16 protein-coding genes are annotated in these 17854 nt (G+C 62.8%); 8 read left to right on the top strand and 8 right to left on the bottom strand.

Annotated elements, in window-relative coordinates; genetic code table 11:
• Positions 1–70: 70 nt before the first annotated feature.
• Entirely contained in the window at positions 71–2953 is a 2883-nt protein-coding gene (locus OQ248_RS28035; protein WP_265814878.1) for a winged helix-turn-helix domain-containing protein, read from the top strand.
• On the opposite strand, the gene OQ248_RS28030 is transcribed toward OQ248_RS28035, so the two are convergent.
• From OQ248_RS28030 to OQ248_RS28020, 3 genes are all read right to left on the bottom strand, one after another.
• Positions 2940–3554 carry a response regulator gene (locus tag OQ248_RS28030; protein WP_134827209.1) on the bottom strand — a complete coding sequence of 205 codons (615 nt, stop codon included), beginning with the start codon at positions 3552–3554 and terminating at the stop codon, positions 2940–2942. The two genes, OQ248_RS28035 and OQ248_RS28030, sit on opposite strands and share 14 nt — an antisense overlap.
• A gap of 77 nt (positions 3555–3631) precedes the next feature.
• The gene (locus tag OQ248_RS28025) at positions 3632–4003 is read right to left on the bottom strand and encodes a response regulator (RefSeq protein WP_265814877.1); all 372 of its coding nucleotides are present in this window, start codon (positions 4001–4003) and stop codon (positions 3632–3634) included.
• Positions 4003–5589 carry a PAS domain-containing sensor histidine kinase gene (locus OQ248_RS28020; protein ID WP_265814876.1) on the bottom strand — a complete coding sequence of 529 codons (1587 nt, stop codon included), beginning with the start codon at positions 5587–5589 and terminating at the stop codon, positions 4003–4005. The genes OQ248_RS28025 and OQ248_RS28020 overlap by 1 nt, the downstream gene beginning before the upstream one ends.
• A gap of 343 nt (positions 5590–5932) precedes the next feature.
• Between OQ248_RS28020 and OQ248_RS28015 the strand changes: the two genes are divergently transcribed.
• Positions 5933–6952 (top strand): quinone oxidoreductase, encoded by a 1020-nt coding sequence (locus OQ248_RS28015; RefSeq protein ID WP_265814875.1) that lies wholly within the window; start codon positions 5933–5935, stop codon positions 6950–6952.
• Here OQ248_RS28015 and OQ248_RS28010 read toward each other — a convergent pair.
• A complete protein-coding gene (locus OQ248_RS28010) occupies positions 6885–8114 on the bottom strand; it encodes an MFS transporter (RefSeq protein ID WP_265814874.1) in 1230 nt (409 codons plus the stop codon). The two genes, OQ248_RS28015 and OQ248_RS28010, sit on opposite strands and share 68 nt — an antisense overlap.
• 216 nt (positions 8115–8330) lie before the next feature.
• On the opposite strand from OQ248_RS28010, the gene OQ248_RS28005 reads away from it, so the two are divergent.
• From OQ248_RS28005 to OQ248_RS27990, 4 genes are all read left to right on the top strand, one after another.
• The gene (locus OQ248_RS28005; RefSeq protein WP_265814873.1) at positions 8331–9677 is read left to right on the top strand and encodes an epoxide hydrolase family protein; all 1347 of its coding nucleotides are present in this window, start codon (positions 8331–8333) and stop codon (positions 9675–9677) included.
• A 99-nt stretch (positions 9678–9776) separates the two neighbouring features.
• Positions 9777–10820 (top strand): alpha/beta hydrolase, encoded by a 1044-nt coding sequence (locus OQ248_RS28000; RefSeq protein ID WP_265814872.1) that lies wholly within the window; start codon positions 9777–9779, stop codon positions 10818–10820.
• 24 nt (positions 10821–10844) lie between these two features.
• On the top strand, positions 10845–11354 hold the full coding sequence (locus OQ248_RS27995) for a cytochrome P460 family protein (protein WP_265814871.1): 510 nt from the start codon (positions 10845–10847) through the stop codon (positions 11352–11354).
• A gap of 24 nt (positions 11355–11378) precedes the next feature.
• Positions 11379–12155: an alpha/beta hydrolase gene (locus OQ248_RS27990; protein ID WP_265814870.1), complete on the top strand. Its 777-nt coding sequence runs from the start codon at positions 11379–11381 to the stop codon at positions 12153–12155.
• 46 nt (positions 12156–12201) lie between these two features.
• Here OQ248_RS27990 and OQ248_RS27985 read toward each other — a convergent pair whose 3' ends face one another.
• Positions 12202–13416, bottom strand: coding sequence for an MFS transporter (locus OQ248_RS27985; protein ID WP_265814869.1), 1215 nt, complete (start codon positions 13414–13416; stop codon positions 12202–12204).
• Between the two features lie 134 nt (positions 13417–13550).
• On the opposite strand from OQ248_RS27985, the gene OQ248_RS27980 reads away from it, so the two are divergent.
• Positions 13551–14366 carry a helix-turn-helix transcriptional regulator gene (locus tag OQ248_RS27980; RefSeq protein WP_265814868.1) on the top strand — a complete coding sequence of 272 codons (816 nt, stop codon included), beginning with the start codon at positions 13551–13553 and terminating at the stop codon, positions 14364–14366.
• Positions 14367–14500: 134 nt separating this feature from the next.
• Positions 14501–15250, top strand: coding sequence for a creatininase family protein (locus OQ248_RS27975; protein WP_115077463.1), 750 nt, complete (start codon positions 14501–14503; stop codon positions 15248–15250).
• A 70-nt stretch (positions 15251–15320) separates the two neighbouring features.
• On the opposite strand, the gene OQ248_RS27970 is transcribed toward OQ248_RS27975, so the two are convergent.
• The 3 genes from OQ248_RS27970 to OQ248_RS27960 all read right to left on the bottom strand — a co-directional run bounded on the left by OQ248_RS27970 (position 15321) and on the right by OQ248_RS27960 (position 17770).
• Complete coding sequence (locus tag OQ248_RS27970; protein ID WP_265814867.1) at positions 15321–16754, bottom strand: catalase; 1434 nt, start codon at positions 16752–16754, stop codon at positions 15321–15323.
• 152 nt (positions 16755–16906) lie between these two features.
• The gene (locus OQ248_RS27965; RefSeq protein WP_265814866.1) at positions 16907–17323 is read right to left on the bottom strand and encodes an organic hydroperoxide resistance protein; all 417 of its coding nucleotides are present in this window, start codon (positions 17321–17323) and stop codon (positions 16907–16909) included.
• Between the two features lie 21 nt (positions 17324–17344).
• A complete protein-coding gene (locus OQ248_RS27960) occupies positions 17345–17770 on the bottom strand; it encodes a hypothetical protein (protein ID WP_265814865.1) in 426 nt (141 codons plus the stop codon).
• Positions 17771–17854 lie beyond the last annotated feature (84 nt).

Below are 17854 nucleotides of genomic sequence, written 5' to 3'. Positions count from 1 at the left end.
ATGCAAGGGGCCTGCGCCTGTGGCTTGCAACCGGCGACGCCCCCTTCGTTTCCCAGTGAGATCGCCCCTCGTGGAGTCTATTCCAGACGCTTTGCATGAATCACTCATGACCCGGTTTGTGTTCGGGCCGTTTTGCGTCGTTCCAGGCAAAAGGCTGCTGACCAGAAACGGGGTGCCGGTGGAGATCGGCGGTCGGGCGCTGGATCTGCTGATTGCTTTGCTCGAGCAGCCGGGGCGGGTGCTGTCCAAGTACGATCTGATCGAAAAGGTGTGGCCCGACAGTGTGGTCGCCGAAGGCAGTCTGCGCTTTCACATGACGGGCCTGCGGCGGATTCTCGGGGATGGCGAGGAGCACGCGCGTTATATCGCGACTCAGGTGGGTGTGGGTTATGCCTTCGTGGCGCCGCTGGAAAGGCAACTGTCCGGGGTTCAGCCGACGCCCACGGAGACCGGGCATCTCCGGGCCGCCAGCAGCCTGCCGCCGCGGGCGAAGTTGATCGGTCGCGAAACCGACCTGCAACTGGTCGTCGATCATCTGCAGCAGCCCAGGTTGTTCACCCTCGTCGGTCCCGGCGGTGTCGGCAAGACCAGCCTCGCCATCGAAGTTGCGCATCGCATCGCGGCCCAGGGTTACGAACGCGTCTGCTTCGTCGACCTGGCCCAGGTGGAGGACAGCACGCTGGTGCCTTCAGCACTGGCCCGGTCGCTGGAAATCGCCGTGCAGGCCGAAGATCCGATGTTCGTGTTGCTGGCGCATTTGCGCGAGCAGCGACTGATGCTGGTCATCGACAATTGCGAACACCTGATCGACGCCGTTTCGACCCTTCTGGAACAGATCAGCGACAGCGCGCCCGACGTGGGCATTCTGGCAACCAGTCGCGAGCCGTTGCGGGTGCGTGGCGAGTACGTGCATTGGCTCAATCCGCTGGAGTTTCCTCGCGAGTCCCGGCACCTGTCCACTCAGGAGCTGCTGGCATTCGCCGCGATCAAACTGTTTGTCGAACGCGCGTCGTCGAGCAATGCGGCGTTGCTGCTGGAAGCGGATGGCGGGCAAATGATCGCGGACATCTGCCAGCGCCTGGAGGGCATGGCCCTGCCGATCGAACTGGCGGCGATGCGGGTTGCCAGCCACGGCCTGAAGGCCACCCACGCCTTGCTCGGCGAGCGTTTTTCACTGGGCTGGTCGGGGCGCCGGACGGCGGTCCCGCGGCATCAGACGCTGCGTTCCATGCTCGACTGGAGTTACGACCTGTTGTCGGCGCCGGAGCGTCTGGCGCTGGAGCGATTGTCGGTGTTTGTCGGACCGTTCTCTCAAGAGGCGGCGTCCCAGGTGGTTGCCGAGTCTCAGTCCGAAGGCCCTGCGGTGGCGGCGATCCTCGATGATCTGGTGTGCAAAGGGCTGGTCACGGTCGATCACAGTGATTCGACGGACTCCTATCGGCTGCTCGAGATGACACGCGCCTACGCCCGGGAAAAACTGGCGGCCCGGGGCGACGCCGAAGTGAACTCGCTGGCCTTCAGGCATGCGGCCTATTACATGGATCTGCTGGGCCATCCCGGCACCTCTCCCGATGAGTTTTTCCGCAACTTTGCGCGCCTTGCCAGTCAGTTGGGCAACGTACGCAGTGCGCTGGAGTGGAGCTTCGGGCCCCATGGCGATCCGGGTCTGGCGTTGCCCCTGGCAGCGGCGAGTGCACCCTTGTTTTTGCATTTTTCCTTGCTGGTCGAGTGCCGGACCTGGTGTGCCCGGGCCGTGGAACTGCTCGAACTGGGGTACTACGGCACGTCGACCGAAATGGAACTGCAGGCGGCGCTCGGGCTGGTGCTGATGTTCACTCAGGGCAACAGCGAAGCGGCCGAGAAGGCCTTGCTCCGGGCGCTGGACATCGCCGTTGCGCTGGCTGACCACGGGTCGCAGTTGAGGCTGCTTGGCCGCTTGCAGATTTTCTACGAACGCATTGGTGATTTCCCTTCGTCGCTGGCGTGGGCGGAGCAGGCAGCCGTGGTCGGCAACCTCTTGAATCAGCCGGCGGCCATCGCAATCGCTTCATCGCTGACCGGCATCTCCCATCATCTGCTGGGCGATCAGCGTCTGGCGCGCCAGGAGCTGGAGCGCTCGCTGCGCAACAGTTTGCCGTCCCATCCCAGCCACACGATCTACTACGGCTTCGATCACCGCAATCGCACCGGGCTGGCACTGGCCCGTTCGCTGTGGCTACAGGGCTTTCCCGATCAGGCCCGGCACTGGGCCGAACTGATTGAAGCCGAGGCGTCGGCGCTGCAGCATCCGGTCACCTACTGCATCGCCATGGTCTGGATTCTGTGCATCTATATCTGGACCGGCGATCTGGAGAAGGCAGCCGCCAGCCTTGAACGGTTCAGTGCCGTGGCCGAGACCAATGCCCTTGGCCCCTACATTGCCGCCGCCCAAGGCTTGCGGGCGGCGATTGCGATCCGCGCCGAACAGCCTGGTGATGCGGTGCCGCTGCTGGAAGAAAGCCTGGCGCGGCTGCGTGGCATGCGCTACGAACTGCTCACGACATCGTTTGAAATCGCGCTGGCCGAGGGCCTGATTCTGGGTAGGCAACACGCGAAGGCGCTGATGCTGGTGGACGGCACCATCAATCACTGTCGTCAGAGCGGCGACGCCTTCGCGCTGCCGGAACTGCTGCGGATCAAGGCCGGTATTCTCAAGGAAATCGATGGTGAAAATGTCCAGGCCATCACGACCCTGCTTGAGGCGTCCATCGCGCTGAGCCGCGATCAGGGGGCCTGGGCATGGGAGTTGAGGACTTCGATGGATCTGGCCAGGCTCTGGCTGGAACAGGGAAGGGCGGAGCAGGCCAAGGCGTTGCTCAGCGCGTGTCGCGAGCAGGTCTCGGAAGGCTTCGACACCCTTGACCTGCGCCGGCTGGAAAGCCTCTGGCAAAGCCTTCGCATCACGCGGGGGTGATCAGCGCCGCCATTTTCACCAGATCTGCCAGCGAGCGGGCTTTCATCTTGCGCATGACCTTGCCCCGGTGGGCCTTGACCGTGATCTCGCTGATCTCGAGGTCTGCGGCGATCAGTTTGTTCAAACGACCGCTGACCACCGCGGCCATGATTTCCTGTTCGCGGGGCGTCAGGGTCTTGTAGGCCTCAAGCACGGAACGCAGGGCTTTTTCCCCCTCCAGAGCCGCACGGCTGCCTTCGAGCGCATCGCCCATGGCAGTCAGCAGCTCATCATCGTTGAACGGTTTGGTCAGGAACTCCACCGCACCGGCTTTCAAGGCCCGCACCGTGCGCGGAATGTCTCCGTACCCGGTGATGAAGATGATCGGCATGTTGTAGCGCTCGTCAGCCAGTGACGTCTGCAGATCCAGACCGTTCAAGTCAGGCAGGTTGATATCCAGTACCAGACAGCTGGGTACTCGCGCGCGGGGCTCGGCGAGAAAGTCCTGCGCGGATTCGAAGAGTCGTGGCTGCCAGCCGGCGCATCGGATCATCAGTTCCAGCGACTCGCGCACGGAGACGTCGTCATCCACAACGAACACCACAGGCGTGACATCACTCATCGGAAATGCTCCGTGGCCGGGGGACACTGTGTGATTCGAGTTCAACATGTCGATTCCTTTTCTTTACCGCTTCGCGTTCAGTCGAGGGGCAGGGCAGCGCTCAGGGCCTTGATCAGTTGCGCTTCACTGAAAGGCTTGAACAGGCACTCCACCGCGCCGGTGTTCAACAGCTTCGTCTGTTGGCTGGCGTCGGCGTGAGCGGTGATGAAAATCACCGGAATGCGATAGCCGCGACGCAGCAGTTCCTTGTGCAGATCCGGCCCGGACATGCCCGGCATGGCCACATCGAGAATCAGGCAATCGGTCAGGCCGAGATAAGGCGAGGCCAGAAACGCCTGCGCCGAGGCGAACGCCTGGACAGCGAATCCGAACTCCCTGATCAGGTCAGGCAGCGACTCACGAACCGACTCGTCATCATCGACAACCGATACGAGCAAGTACTTACCCATCAGTGATTCTCCATGACGCGATCACAGGCCTCGCGGTTGTCGGCATACGGGATTGAAAAGGCGAACGTCGCACCCGGGCCGTCGTTGGCAGAGGCCCGGAGTTGCCCGTCGTGGTGTTCGATGATGGAGCGACTGATCGACAGACCGACCCCCATGCCCGAGCTTTTGGTGGTGTAGAAGGCATTGAAAATCCGTTCCATGTCCTGTGGATCGACCCCGGTGCCGCTGTCCTTCACCGCCAGATAAACGCTCCGGTCTTGCTCCTGGCCGGTGCTGACGATCAATTCTCGGGAGCGACCGGTGATGCTGCTCATGGCCTCGACGGCGTTCATGATCAGGTTGAGGATCACCTGTTGAAGCTGGACCCGGTCGCCCCTGACCGGCGGCAGGCCCTCGGCGAATCGAGGATGAAGCACCACGCCATTGCGTTGCAGCTCGCCCAGCAGCATGGCGATGACTTCCCGTGCGGCGTCATTGAGGTCGACGTTTTCAATCGTGATGCTTTTTTTCGAGAACAACGCTCGCAAGCGGTTGATCACATCGGCGGCCCGATTGCCGTCGCGAATGGTGCGGCGTGCGGTTTCCAGGGCTCCGTCGACGTTCGGCGGATCGGCCCCGAGCATGCGCAGGCAGGTGCTGGCGTTGGTGATGATGCCGGCCAGCGGCTGGTTGACCTCATGGGCAATGGACGCGGTGACTGCCCCCAGGCTGGCGACTCTGGCCAGATGTGTCAGTTCGGAACGGGCCTTGGCCAGAAAGGCTTCCGCCTGTTTGCGGTCTTCGATGTCGGTGTTTTCGCCATACCAGCGCACGATCCGGCCCGCCTCATCGCGCTGGGGCACGGCGCGAATCAGAAACCAGCGATAAATGCCGTCGAAGCGTTTCAGGCGAGCCTCGTACTCACCCGCATCGCCCGAGTGCAGAAGCGCCTGCCAGTAACCGCCCAGTCCGGGGGCGTCGTCGGGATGGATCGATGCCACCCAGCCATCGCCGCACGCCTCTTCGAGCGACATGCCGGTGTAATCGCACCACCGCCGGTTGACGAATCCGACACTGCCTTCGGGGGACGCGCTCCAGACGAACCCGGGAACGGCATCGATGATGCCGCGCAGGCGTTCCTCCGAGCTGCTGACCTCCGCGAGAGCTTTGGCGATCAAGACCTTGTCCCGTCGGCGCTCATCGATATCGACCTGCAACACGCACCAGCGAGTGATGGTGCCTTCGCTGTTCCTGACCGGCAGGCCGCGCACGTGAAACCAGCGATAGACACCGTCGGCGCGCCGAATCCGATGCTCGATATCGTAAGGTGTGCCGGTGCTGACCGAATGCATCCACGCCGCGCTGACCGATGGCAGATCGTCCGGGTGCAGGGTGTCGCTGGCCTGCCAGTTTTTCAGTTCATCGAGGGGGATGCCGATGTAGTCCAGGATTTGCCGGTTGACCTGCTCCAGTTCACCGGACGGTGTCATGAAGGCGACCATGGCCGGAATGCTGTCGATGATCGAGTCGGCCTCAGGCATTGGCAGGCCCCTGTCATTGACGTGGCCCGGACCGTCTTCGATGACGCGCTCCCGCTCGTTCGCCATGTCGATTCTCATTGTGCAGTCACCGTTGAACAAAGATGCGCCTTCTGATGGCACTCGCCCATCATACTTTGGTGTCGCTTTTCGCGAATATCGGCCGCCCTCACGCATTGCGATGCGCATCACAGACCGCCCGGGGCTTTTGTAAGCCACTGTATATACGGCCCCTCAAGCCACACAAGCATGCAAATGAGCCTGTTCGCGAAACTGCGCGGATACACCACCCGGCCACCCTTGGTACTGGTTTCAACGCCCTCCGGCGATTGAATGAAGACAACGTGACGTCCGCGCTCCTGCCACCCGAACGGTAGCAGGACAGGTCGTCCCTGTGGCAGGGCAGAACACAATGAAAGCAGTCGTGATCCAGGCCTTTGGCGGGCCCGAAGTCTTGACGGTGCAAGACATTCAACTGGCGGAACCGGGCCCCGGACAAGTCCTGGTCAGGGTCATGGCGGCGGGCGTCAATTTCATGGACACCGGTGTCCGTCGCGGCCTCGGCGCTGCCTGGGAGCTGCCGCTGACGCCGGGTGCGGAAGGTGCCGGTGTCGTTCTGGCCACCGGACCGCAGGTGACGGAGTTCGGTGTCGGTGACCGCGTGGCCTGGCATTACGTGCCGGGCAGCTACGCCGAACAGGTGATCGCCCCGGTCAGCCAGTTGGTGCCGTTGCCGGACGAGATCGACTTCAGCACCGCCGCCAGTCTGATGATGCAGGGTCTGACCGCCAGCAATCTGGTGGACAAGGTGCATGCGATCCAGCCGGGCGATGTGGCATTCGTGCACGCGGCGGCGGGGGGCGTGGGGCTGATGTTGACCCAGTTGATCAAGCTGCGGGGCGGCAAGGTCATTGGCCGGGTGTCCCAGGCCGACAAGGTGGAGGCGGTGCTCGCGGCCGGGGCTGACTACGTAGTGATCGGGCGGGCGCACAACGTTGCCGGCCAGGTCATGCGTCTGACGGAGGGGCAGCGGGTGAATGTGGTGTACGACGGCACAGGGGCGGAGGGCTTCGCCGAATCGTTGAACCTGCTGGACCATTTCGGCACCCTGGCCTTGTACGGGCCGTTCATGGACCCGATCCCGCCGATCGATATCTTCAGCGTGCCGCGCAGTATCAAGCTGACGTATCCCTCGGTCATGCACTACGTGCGCAACCGCGAGCTCCTGCTGGACAAGTCCCGGCAACTGTTCGCGTGGGTCAGCACCGGAAAACTGAAAATCTTCATCGGCCAGCGTTATTCACTGGACGGCGCGCAGCAGGCCCATCGCGATATCGAGTCGCGCAATACGACGGGCAAGCTGATCATTGTTCCTTGGTGCCACGCCAGATCAGCAGCGCTGCCAACAGCTGGCTGCCGGCGAAGAACGTGAACAGCTCTTGCGCGGTCCATCGGGCATCCAGCAGAAAACCGGCGACTATCGGCGAAATGATCGCCCCCAGGCGCCCCATCGCCAGCACCACGCCGACGCCGGTCGTACGGACCGACGTGCAGAACGCCTGAGGGGCCAGGACATACAGGGCGGCGACCGCACCGTTGAGCATCAGGCCAAGTGTGACGGCCACGAGCGCGGCCAGACCGGGCACGTGCGAGGCCGGCACCATCAGTGGCAGCAGGGCGGCGTTGAGCAGCAGGAAACCCGACGATAATCGCCGGCAGCCATACCGATTGGCCGCCAGTCCCAGCAACAGGGCGCCGAGCATGCCCCCCGACGCCAACAGAACGCCGATCCGCGCGCCTTGCCGATCGGTAAAACCGTTGTGCACCAGAAGACTCGGGGTCCAGCTCATCACGAAGTAAAAGCAGAACATCAACAGAAAGAGTGCCAGCGCCAGCGACGTGGTCTGTTGCCACTGACCGGGCGAAAACGGTCGGATTGCCTTGTCAGGCGACGTTGGAGCGACAGGCCCACGGCGTTCAAGTGCCAGAAATGACGGTGACTCTCGCAGCCAGAAGACGCCCGCCAGCGCCGCCGCCAGCGTGATACAGCCACCCGCGAGAAAGACATACCGCCAGCCCATGAAATCATTCAATACGTGAGCCAGCACCCCGCCCAGGCTGGCGCCCATGGCGAAGGCGAGGGACTGCAACGCGATGGCCAGGTTGCGCCGCTGCGCGCTGGCGTGCTCGAACGTCAGCACGTTCGCCCCCACCAGCACCGCCCCCGTGCCGATGCCGGTCAGCAATCGCAAAAGCATCAATACGTGATGATCCTGGCTCCAGAACGACAGCAACATGCTCAGTCCGCCGAGCAGCAGGCCAGCGAGCAATAACGGCCTGCGCCCGAAGCGGTCGGCCCTGGGCGCGGCCAGCAGCGATCCGAGCGCCATCCCGACCAGGCTGGCGCTCAACAACAGGCCCGTTTGCGCGCCGTTCAACGTCCACTCCGCTGACACCCGGCTGGCGGTGAAGGCCATGGCCATCACGTCCAGACCGTCGATCACGTTGAACAGCATGCACAGCCCGATCACCCACCACTGCGAAGTGGCCGATGTTGTGCCGCACGGGCGTTCGAGCGCTGTTTCCCCACGCATCCGCAATCCTTGTTCTGCCAGGTCATTCGAATGTGCCGGCTCGCCGAGCCGTATCCCCGCCGCATTTTGCCCGTTAACCGCTGCTGAATTCGAGCGCGATTTTGCGCGTCATACCAAGGTATCGACCGACACCATCGTGTAATCGCTGCGAGGGTGGCGGGGTGGTCTGATCCGATTGGCGATGCCTTTCGAATAATGACTACAAGGAGATCCAACATGGTTGCGGTTACGTGCGGTTCCACATGGCGCCATTGCCTGGCGTCAGCCATCAGAAGAGGGGCCCTGGGCCTTGCCGTGCTGGCAGGCAGCAGCGGCGCCTGGGCCACCGGCCCGACAACCGATCAGTCGCAAGCCATTCGCCCGTACCACGTTCATGTGGATGAAGCGAAATTGACTGATCTGCGCAAACGCATTGCCGACACCCGTTGGCCCGACAAGGAAACGGTCAACGACGTGTCCCAGGGCGTGCAACTGGCGCAGGTCGAGGCTCTGGTGAAGTACTGGGGCAGCGGTTATGACTGGCGCAAGGCAGAGGCGAAACTCAATGCCTTGCCGGAGTTCGTGACCACGATCGATGGCGTCGATATCCAGTTCATCCACGTGCGCTCGCGCAACCCCAACGCGATGCCGCTGATCCTCACCCATGGTTGGCCGGGTTCGCAATTCGAGTTCCTCAAGACCATCGGCCCGCTGACCGATCCCGTGGCCTATGGCGGCAAGGCGGAGGACTCGTTCGATGTGGTGATTCCGTCGATTCCCGGTCACGGTTTTTCCGGCAAGCCGACCGAACTCGGCTGGGGTCCGGATCGGGTGGCGAGGGCCTGGGATGTGCTGATGAAACGCCTGGGTTACACCCACTATGTGTCTCAGGGGGGCGACCATGGTTCGGTGATCTCTGATGCACTGGGTCGTCTGGCACCGCCCGGTTTGCTGGGCATTCACTTGAACATGCCCGCCACGGTGCCACCGGAACTGGTCAAGCCGATCAATGGCGGAGACCCCGCTCCGGCAGGGCTGAGCGGCCCGGAACTGACGGCGTTCAACTCGCTCAGCAAGTTCTTCGGGCGCAACGCGGCCTATGGCGCAATGATGGTGACCCGGCCACAGACCATCGGTTATCTGCTGGCGGATTCGCCTGCCGGCACGGCGGCGTGGATGTATGAAAAATTCGCCGCCTGGACCGACAGCGACGGTCAGCCCGAGAAGGTGCTGAGCCGCGATGAAATGCTCGACGACATCAGCCTGTACTGGCTGACCGACAGCGGCGCCTCGTCCTCCCGTTTCTACTGGGAGAACAACAACAATAACTTCAGTGCCGCCGCGCAAAAGACCGCGGACATCAAGGTCCCTGTCGCGATCACCGTGTTCCCCCACGAAATCTACCGTGCGCCGAAAGTCTGGTCGCAACGTGCCTATCCGTCATTGGCCTACTTCAGCGAGGTCAGCAAGGGCGGTCACTTCGCGGCATGGGAGCAACCGCAATTGTTCAGCGAAGAACTGCGCGAAGCCTTCCGGCCACTGCGCGCGGCTGCGCAGAAAACCACGGCTCAGGCCGCGCGCTAGCCCTTCAATCGGCAATTCCTTCAACGCTAAGCCCTTCAACGCAAGCCCTTCAACCAAAGCCCGGAACCGCCGCCCGGCGGTTCTCGAGGGAGACTCGGCATGACTGACCATAACGCTGTAACCCAATCCCGGCGCGTGCTCGCCGTTTCGATGCTGGCGATTGCGCTGGGCATCGCCTCGGCCTACGCCAGCGCCGCCGAAGTACCCGGCGGCAAGATCGACGCGATCACCGCCGGCAGCACCGTTTCATTCGGCGCGCTGAAACACGTCAAGGCCGGACTGCTGGACGTGTCGTACGCGGAAACCGGCCCCGCCGACGGGCCGGTGGTGATCCTGCTGCACGGCTGGCCCTACGACATTCACAGCTACACCGACGTGGCCCCGGCACTGGCGCAGAAAGGCTATCGGGTACTGATTCCCTATGCGCGCGGTTATGGCGATACGCGCTTTCTGTCGGCGAAAACCGTGCGCAACGGCCAGCCGGCGGCGCTGGCGAAAGACCTGATCGACTTCATGGACGCCTTGAACATCAAGCAAGCGGTGCTCGGCGGGTACGACTGGGGTGCACGCACCGCCGATATCGTCGCCGCGCTCTGGCCGGAACGGGTGAAAGCGCTGGTGGCGGTGAGCGGTTACCTGATCGGCAGCCAGGACGCCGGCAAGACGCCGCTGCCGCCGGCTGCCGAGTTGCAGTGGTGGTATCAGTTCTATTTTGCGACCGAGCGCGGGCGTCTGGGTTACGAGAAAAACACCCATGACTTCGCGAAACTGATCTGGCAATTGGCGTCGCCGAAATGGAACTTCGACGATGCGACCTACGACCGCAGCGCCGCTGCGTTGCAGAACCCTGATCACGTCGCCGTGTCGATCTTCAACTACCGCTGGCGTCTGGGGCTGATCAAAGGGGAAGCGCAATACGATCCGCTGGAGAAAAAACTGGCGGCATTCCCCTTGATCGGCGTGCCGACCATCACCCTGGAAGGCGACGCCAATGGCGCACCGCATCCACCGGCCGAGGCCTACGCCAAACGCTTCACCGGCAAGTACGAATACCGCCTTGTCAGCGGCGGCATCGGTCACAACCTGCCACAGGAAGCGCCGCAAGCGTTCGCTCAGGCGGTGATCGATGCCGATCATCTCTGATAGCCGGCCTGAGGGGATTCGACGATGAAACTCAACCATTGGGCCGTGTTGCCGGCGGCCATTGCGCTCGCTGCACTGGCCGCCACCGGTGTCGCGTTGGGCGAGGCCGACGATGGCGACGCCTCGCCGATCTACGGCGTGAAGCTGCCGAAAAACTATCGCCAGTGGGCGCTGATTGCCCCGGCCCAGGAAGCCGCGCCGCTGGATGAACTGCGCGCGGTGCTGGGCAATGACCGGGCGATCAAGGCTTACCAGAGCAAGACGCTGCCGTTTCCCGACGGCACGGTGCTGGTCAAGCTGGCGTGGAAGCACGTGCAGTCCCCGGAGTTCGAGCCCGCCTCGATTCCGGGGGCGGCCACCACCGTTCAGGTGATGGTCAAGGACTCGCGCAAATACGCCTCGACCGGTGGCTGGGGATTCGGCCGCTTCATCAATGGCAAGCCTGCCGATGAAGACCAGCACCAGACCTGTTTCGCATGCCATCAGGCGCGGGTGCGGAACCACGATTTTGTCTTCACCCGATACGCCCCCTGATCCCGTCACACAAGGAGTTGTCACATGAAAAGAACATTGACTGCATTGACCCTCGCTGCCGGCCTGTGCCTGGGCGTGAGTGCCTTCGGCCAATCCGCCAAACCGACCGTGGTACTCGTGCACGGCGCGTTTGCCGACGCGTCGAGCTGGAACGGCGTGGCGAAAATTCTCGAGAAGGATGGCTACACGGTGATCGCCGCCGCCAATCCATTGCGTGGCGTCAAGAGCGATGGCGCGGCGGTTTCGGCCTTGCTGAGCAGCATCCAGTCGCCGGTGGTACTGGTCGGTCACTCCTATGGCGGCAACGTCATCAGTGAGGCGGCCAACGATCATGCCAATGTCAAAGCGCTGGTTTATGTCAGTGCCTTTGCCCCCGAGGCCGGCGAAACCGTTGCCGGGCTCGCCGGCAGGTTTCCCGGCAGCACCCTCGGCCCGACACTGGCGGCGCCCGTTGCGCTGGCCGACGGCGGCAAGGACTTGTACATCCAGCAGAGCAAGTTTCACGATCAGTTCGCCGCCGATGTCCCGGTTGCACAAGCGGCGCTGATGGCCGCGACCCAGCGCCCGGTCACCGAAGCAGCGCTGAACGAACAGGCCGGCACGCCGGCGTGGAAGCACATTCCGTCGTGGTACATCTACGGCGACAAGGACAAGAACATCCCGCCCCAGGCGATGGCGTTCATGGCCAAACGTGCCGATGCCAAGGCAGTCGAGGTGGTCAAGGGCGGCTCTCACGTGGTGATGGTGTCGAACCCGGTACCGGTGGCCCGATTGATTGAAAAAGCCGCTGCGGCCAACTGAAACCCTGCGACGTGCCGAGGCGCGTCGCAGGTCTGTCACTTCCCGCTCAGGCAGCGGACACCTGTGGCGATGCTGCCGGTGTCACTCTGAGCAGCGGGGTGATGCCGAGCATCAACAGCAGAACCGCGAACAGCAAGGTGTACGCCGGGCCATAGTGTCCGGTGTATTCGCGCAGGGCACCGAACAGCAACGGCCCGAGCGCGGCGATCAGGTAACCGATGAACAGCATGAACACCGTCCACAATCCGGCCTGTTCGCTGGTGCTGGCGTGATCCAGCGGCAAGGTCATGGCCACGGTGAAACCCATGCCCAGCCCGATGGCTGCGAGCACTACATAAAGCATCGGCCAGTACGCCGGCAGGAACGCCATGCCGCCCAGCCCCAGCAGGGCCAGCAACGCCGAAAGTCCGAGCAGGCCGCGCCGGTCGTGGGCCTTGCTTGGAATCAGCCCCGCACCCACGCTGGCCACGGCGAACACCGCCGTAAAAATGCCCAGCAGAATGCCCGGGGACACACTCGCCGTGGCCGCTTCCACCGACGCTGGCGCCATCCAGGCGAAGAGGGCGTAGACCACGAACTGACCGGCACCGAAATTCAACGCGATCAGCCACGCCTGTGGATTGCCCCACGGCAGGCGCTTGCGCTGGTGCGACGGCGATTTCATCACTGGCGACGATGTCGCAAAACGCCGAGCCATCCACACCCAACTGGCGATGGCGGTGACACAGAGTACGCTCCAGATCCCGGCACCGACCCGCCAGTCCTGCGCCAGCTCGGCAATCGGCGCGCTGAACACTGCCGCGAGGGTCGCGCCCAGGCTCAGTCCGCCGGCATAGATGCCCATGAACAATGCCGGCCGTTGCGCAAAGTGAGTCTTGATCCACGCACCGGTCATTGCACCGGCGACTGCAATGCCGACGCTGGCAAAGAACGTACTGCCGAGCAGGAAAAATGCATTCGGCGAGAGCGCCCGCAGCAAGGTCGAGGCCCCCAGCAGCGTCAGTGCGACAACCACGCTGCGATCGATCCCGAAGCGTCTGGCCAGGCTCGGAACCACCAGCGCGAACACGCCCATGCAGACGTCGGGGATCGAGGTCAGCAGTGCGGCCTGGGTGTAGCTCAACTGGAAGTGCTGCTGAATCAACAGCAGAATCGGCCCCACCGAAATGATCGGCGGCCGCAGGGCGATGGACAGGATCAGCAGGCCGATCACCGCCGTAATGGCCTGCTGGCTGCTGGAGAGATTGCGGGTGATTGCCATGGGAAAAGCCTCATTGATGAACAATGAGCGCAAGGCTAACAATGGGCCGGTCATGGCAAATGCCAGGATTTGTCGCCAAAGTGACAATCGTGGCCTTACGACGATCAAGGGCTGTTTTCAGGAGACTCCACCCGATGAAACAAGAGGTGCGCAAGGTCGTCGCCAGGCGTGAGTCCGCGCCGCGCAGCGAACGTTATCCCGACTATCAGGATGTGCCGCGAGTGATGACCGTGCTGGTGCGCGATCAGGCCACCGGCGAATACAACGAGCCGCACGTGCATCGGCACGGGCAGTTGCTGTATGCCTCGAACGGCGTGATGCGGGTGGCCACCGAACGCGGGTTGTGGATCCTGCCGCCGAAGCGGGCGTTATGGATTCCGCCCGGGGTGATCCACGACCAGTTGATGCTGAGCGCGGTCAGGATGCGCTCGATCTACATCGAGCCGCAGGTCTGCGCAGGGTTGGGCCATCACTGCAAAGTGCTGGAGATCCCCGGACTGCTGCGCGAGTTGATTCTGGCCCTGGCCGACCAGCCGATCGAATACCCGCAGGAAGGGCGCAATGCACACATCGTGGCGTTGATACTCAGTGAACTGCAGGCGGCGCGGACGTTGCCGATCGAAGTGCCGTGGCCGGTCGACAGGCGACTGGTCACGGTGTGCGAGGCGATTCTGCAGGACCCCGGACAAGACCATTCGATCGGCTATTGGGCAGACCGGGTTGGCGCCAGTTCGCGCACACTGATTCGCCTGTTCGTCAATGAAACCGGCCTGAATTTCCGCCACTGGCTGCAGCAGGTGCGGCTGGCGACCGCTATCGACCGGCTCGACAAAGGGCAGTCCGTCGGGGTGATTGCCCGGGACCTGGGCTATGCCAGCCAGAGTGCCTTCAGTGCGATGTTCAGACGGGTCATGGGCGAATCGCCCCGTGAGTTTCTCGTTCGCGATTAGAGCGTTCTGCCGATTCCGATACCTTCGTATTCTGTCGTCGAAGGGAGGCGGGTGTTATCAATGACGCTGCTGTTGCAGGTGCATTGAACGCCAACCCTCGTTCCGCGAGGAACCTTCGAAGAGTGAGAATCCTGATGCTTTTATACCTATCGACCTGGTCCGAAATCGCCCAATTCCTCGAACGCAGCCGCACCATCGTCATCCCGATCGGCTCCAACGAACAGCACGGGCCGACCGGCCTGCTGGGCACCGACTGGATGTGCCCGGAGATCATCGCCCATGAAGCGCAGAAAAGTGCAGACATCCTGATCGCCCCGACCTTCAATATCGGCATGGCGCAACATCACCTCGGTTTCCCTGGCACCATTTCGCTCAGGCCCTCGACCTTCATCGCCGCCATTGCGGACTGGACCCGTTCGCTGGCTGCCCACGGCTTTGAAAAGATCTTTTTCCTCAATGGCCACGGCGGCAACATCGCCTCGATCGAAGCGGCGTTTTCGGAGCTGTACGCCGAGGCGAGTTTTGCCCGGCGCAAGGCCGGGTTTGCCCTGAAACTGTGCAACTGGTGGGATCTGGAAGGTGTGAACGAGCTGGCGCGTGACCAGTTCCCGACCGGCCACGGCATTCATGCGACACCTTCGGAAATCGCCGTGACCCAGTGGGCCTATCCCGATTCCATCAAGTCGGCCGATTACTCGCCGCAGATCGCCAACTGGGGCCCGATCCGCGAAGCCGCGGACTTCCGTGCCCGTCACCCCGATGGCCGCATGGGCTCGGACCCGGCCCAGGCTTCGCCGGAAAAGGGCCGGCAACTGGTGGAAATGGCGGCGCGCGGTCTGGTGCAGGAGGTGCAGGCCTTCAGCCGCGAATCATTGCCTGACTGACCCGTACAAACAACAACGCCCGGTTAATCCGGGCGTTGTTGTTTCGGCTCCCTGCCAGCGTCATTGCAGATCAGCCCAGTGCCTCAATGGCTTGCGCGACCCCTGCGCCATACGCCGGATCTGCCCGAGTGCAGTGGTCGATGTGTCGTTGTTTCGACGCTGCGCTGGCGCCATGAATCGAGCGTGCGGTGTTATCGAACAGGGCCTGTTTCTGGGCCATGGTCATGGCCCGGAACAGCGCGCCAGGTTGCGAAAAACAGTCGCCGTCCTCCCGGTGATCCCAGTGCCCCGCGCTGCCTTTGAGGGCCAGCGGTGGCTCGCTGAAATCAGGTTGTTCGGCCCATTGGCCATGGCTGTTGGGCTCGTAGCCGAGGGTGCTGCCTGCGTTGGAATCGGTGCGCATCTGGCCGTCCCGGTGATAGCTGTTGATCGGGCAGCGTGGGGCGTTCACCGGGATCTGATGATGATTGACGCCCACGCGATAACGCTGTGCATCGCCGTAGGAGAACAGGCGAGCCTGAAGCATCTTGTCCGGTGAAAAACTGATGCCGGGCACGACGTTGGCCGGGTTGAAGGCTGCCTGCTCGACATCGGCGAAGTAGTTGTCGGGGTTGCGGTTGAGTTCGAGTACACCGACTTCGATCAACGGGTAATCCTTGTGGGGCCAGACCTTGGTCAGGTCGAAGGGATTGATCGGGTACGTCTCGGCGTCCAGCTCCGGCATCACTTGCACGTAGAGCTTCCATTTCGGGAAGTGGCCTTCCTCGATGCTGGTGTACAGGTCGCGCTGGGCACTTTCGCGATCATCGCCGATCAGGGTCGCGGCTTGCTGGTCGGTCAGGTTCTCGATGCCTTGCTCGGTCTTCCAGGTGAATTTCACCCAGAATCGCTCGTTCGCCGGGCTGATGAAACTGAACGTATGGCTGCCGAAACCATGCATGTGGCGGTAGGTGCGCGGCAACCCGCGATCACTCATGACGATCGTCACCTGGTGTAGCGCCTCGGGCAGCAGCGTCCAGAAATCCCAGTTGTTGCGGGCGCTGCGCAGGTTGGTGCGCGGGTCGCGCTTGACCGCATGGTTGAGGTCGGGGAATTTCAGCGGATCGCGCAGAAAGAACACCGGCGTGTTGTTGCCCACCAGATCCCAGTTGCCTTGCTCGGTATAGAACTTGATGGCAAACCCGCGAATGTCACGTTCGGCATCGGCGGCACCACGCTCGCCGGCCACGGTGGAAAACCGGACGAAGATATCGGTGGTTTTGCCCACGCTCGAAAACAGTCTGGCCTTGGTATAGCGGCTGATGTCACGGGTGACGGTGAAGGTGCCGAACGCCCCCGAACCCTTGGCGTGCATGCGCCGTTCGGGAATGACCTCACGATCGAAATGCGCCAGCTTTTCCAGCAGCCATACGTCTTGCAACAGCACCGGGCCTCGCGGGCCGGCGGTCTGCGAGTTGTTGTTGTCCACCACTGGTGCGCCGGCGGCGGTCGTCAGCTTTTTCATGCGCTACTCCTGGCTTTTGTCGGTTTGCCGCCATCACATCAAAAGCCCTGGGAGCCCTCTATTGCACCATGGTGTCGCTGCATGGCCACCGGGCAGGGCAGGCGTGTCTGGCGTGTCGGCGGCTGGCCGGTTCGGGAGCAGCAGAGGAAGGATCAGGCGAGGGTGATGCTGACGTTGATGTTGCTGCGCGTGGCTTTGGAGTAGGGGCAATTCTGGTGCGCCGCTTCGATCAGCTGGCGTGCCACTTCCGGCTCGATCTCCGGCAGCGACACGGCCAGGCGGGCCTGCAGGAAGAACCCGTGCTCTGCGTGTACGAGGTCGACTTGAGCCTCCACCCCGGCGTTTGCCGGGAAGCCGATCCTGCGAGCGTTGCAGGCGTGGCGCAGGGAACCGAGAAAACAAGCCGACCAGCACACCGCGAACAACTGCTCGGGATTGGTTCCCGTCCCCGGTGCGCCCGGTGGGGAGAGCCTGAGATCAAGTCGACCATCGTGACTGCGTGCGGTCCCCTCACGGCCTCCCGTAGTGCAGGTCTGCGCGGTGTAGAGCGTTTTTTCGATGTTGATCATGGGCATTCTCTGGTGAAGATTTCACTGCGTCGAAAGATCGATGCAGGCTGATCGTGGGGTGTCGTGACGTTCTGCGGCAGACGCACCCGCTAGCGGCGTGGGGTGGTCCGGCGCTGTGATGCCCCGATGGCCCAGGTTGTCGAGCAACGTGGATCGTGCAATCTCGATGAGCCATGCCCGAAACGGAAAGCCGGGGTCATGCCGGGCCTGCTCGAGATACAGGGTCTTGAAGGCTTGCTGGACGAGGCGGCCGGTGTCCTCGCGACTGATCCTTCCGGCCTGAACCTGGCCTTCGAAATAGGCGATGAGCAACGGTGTCACCGTCGCAAACAGTTGCTGGGATTCAGCCCTGTCATGCCTGACGGCACCCGAGACCAAGGCATACAGTTCGTCGTTGCCGAGTCGGTCAGCCTCGCACAGGCAATGTTGGCGATAACCTTCAGCCATGATCGGATCCCTCGCAAAACCATCGTTCGACCGACCGCGACAACCCATGATGTCTGCAGGTTGCCTGACGTTCAGCGGTGAGCG

Source organism: Pseudomonas sp. COW5, assembly GCF_026240005.1.
GTDB classification, from domain to species: Bacteria; Pseudomonadota; Gammaproteobacteria; order Pseudomonadales; family Pseudomonadaceae; genus Aquipseudomonas; species Aquipseudomonas kribbensis.
The sequence above is the reverse complement of the archived record's forward strand: the minus strand, read 5'-3'. Positions and strand labels throughout refer to the sequence as shown.

Bases quoted from the DNA above. Each gene is read 5' to 3' on its own strand.
- OQ248_RS28030 (WP_134827209.1), bottom strand. From the start codon at position 3,554: ATGAGTGATGTCACGCCTGTGGTGTTCGTTGTGGATGACGACGTCTCC.
- OQ248_RS28025 (WP_265814877.1), bottom strand. From the start codon at position 4,003: ATGGGTAAGTACTTGCTCGTATCGGTTGTCGATGATGACGAGTCGGTT.
- OQ248_RS28020 (WP_265814876.1), bottom strand. From the start codon at position 5,589: ATGGCGAACGAGCGGGAGCGCGTCATCGAAGACGGTCCGGGCCACGTC.
- OQ248_RS28015 (WP_265814875.1), top strand. From the start codon at position 5,933: ATGAAAGCAGTCGTGATCCAGGCCTTTGGCGGGCCCGAAGTCTTGACG.
- OQ248_RS28010 (WP_265814874.1), bottom strand. From the start codon at position 8,114: ATGCGTGGGGAAACAGCGCTCGAACGCCCGTGCGGCACAACATCGGCC.
- OQ248_RS28005 (WP_265814873.1), top strand. From the start codon at position 8,331: ATGGTTGCGGTTACGTGCGGTTCCACATGGCGCCATTGCCTGGCGTCA.
- OQ248_RS28000 (WP_265814872.1), top strand. From the start codon at position 9,777: ATGACTGACCATAACGCTGTAACCCAATCCCGGCGCGTGCTCGCCGTT.
- OQ248_RS27995 (WP_265814871.1), top strand. From the start codon at position 10,845: ATGAAACTCAACCATTGGGCCGTGTTGCCGGCGGCCATTGCGCTCGCT.
- OQ248_RS27990 (WP_265814870.1), top strand. From the start codon at position 11,379: ATGAAAAGAACATTGACTGCATTGACCCTCGCTGCCGGCCTGTGCCTG.
- OQ248_RS27985 (WP_265814869.1), bottom strand. From the start codon at position 13,416: ATGGCAATCACCCGCAATCTCTCCAGCAGCCAGCAGGCCATTACGGCG.
- OQ248_RS27980 (WP_265814868.1), top strand. From the start codon at position 13,551: ATGAAACAAGAGGTGCGCAAGGTCGTCGCCAGGCGTGAGTCCGCGCCG.
- OQ248_RS27975 (WP_115077463.1), top strand. From the start codon at position 14,501: ATGCTTTTATACCTATCGACCTGGTCCGAAATCGCCCAATTCCTCGAA.
- OQ248_RS27970 (WP_265814867.1), bottom strand. From the start codon at position 16,754: ATGAAAAAGCTGACGACCGCCGCCGGCGCACCAGTGGTGGACAACAAC.
- OQ248_RS27965 (WP_265814866.1), bottom strand. From the start codon at position 17,323: ATGATCAACATCGAAAAAACGCTCTACACCGCGCAGACCTGCACTACG.
- OQ248_RS27960 (WP_265814865.1), bottom strand. From the start codon at position 17,770: ATGGCTGAAGGTTATCGCCAACATTGCCTGTGCGAGGCTGACCGACTC.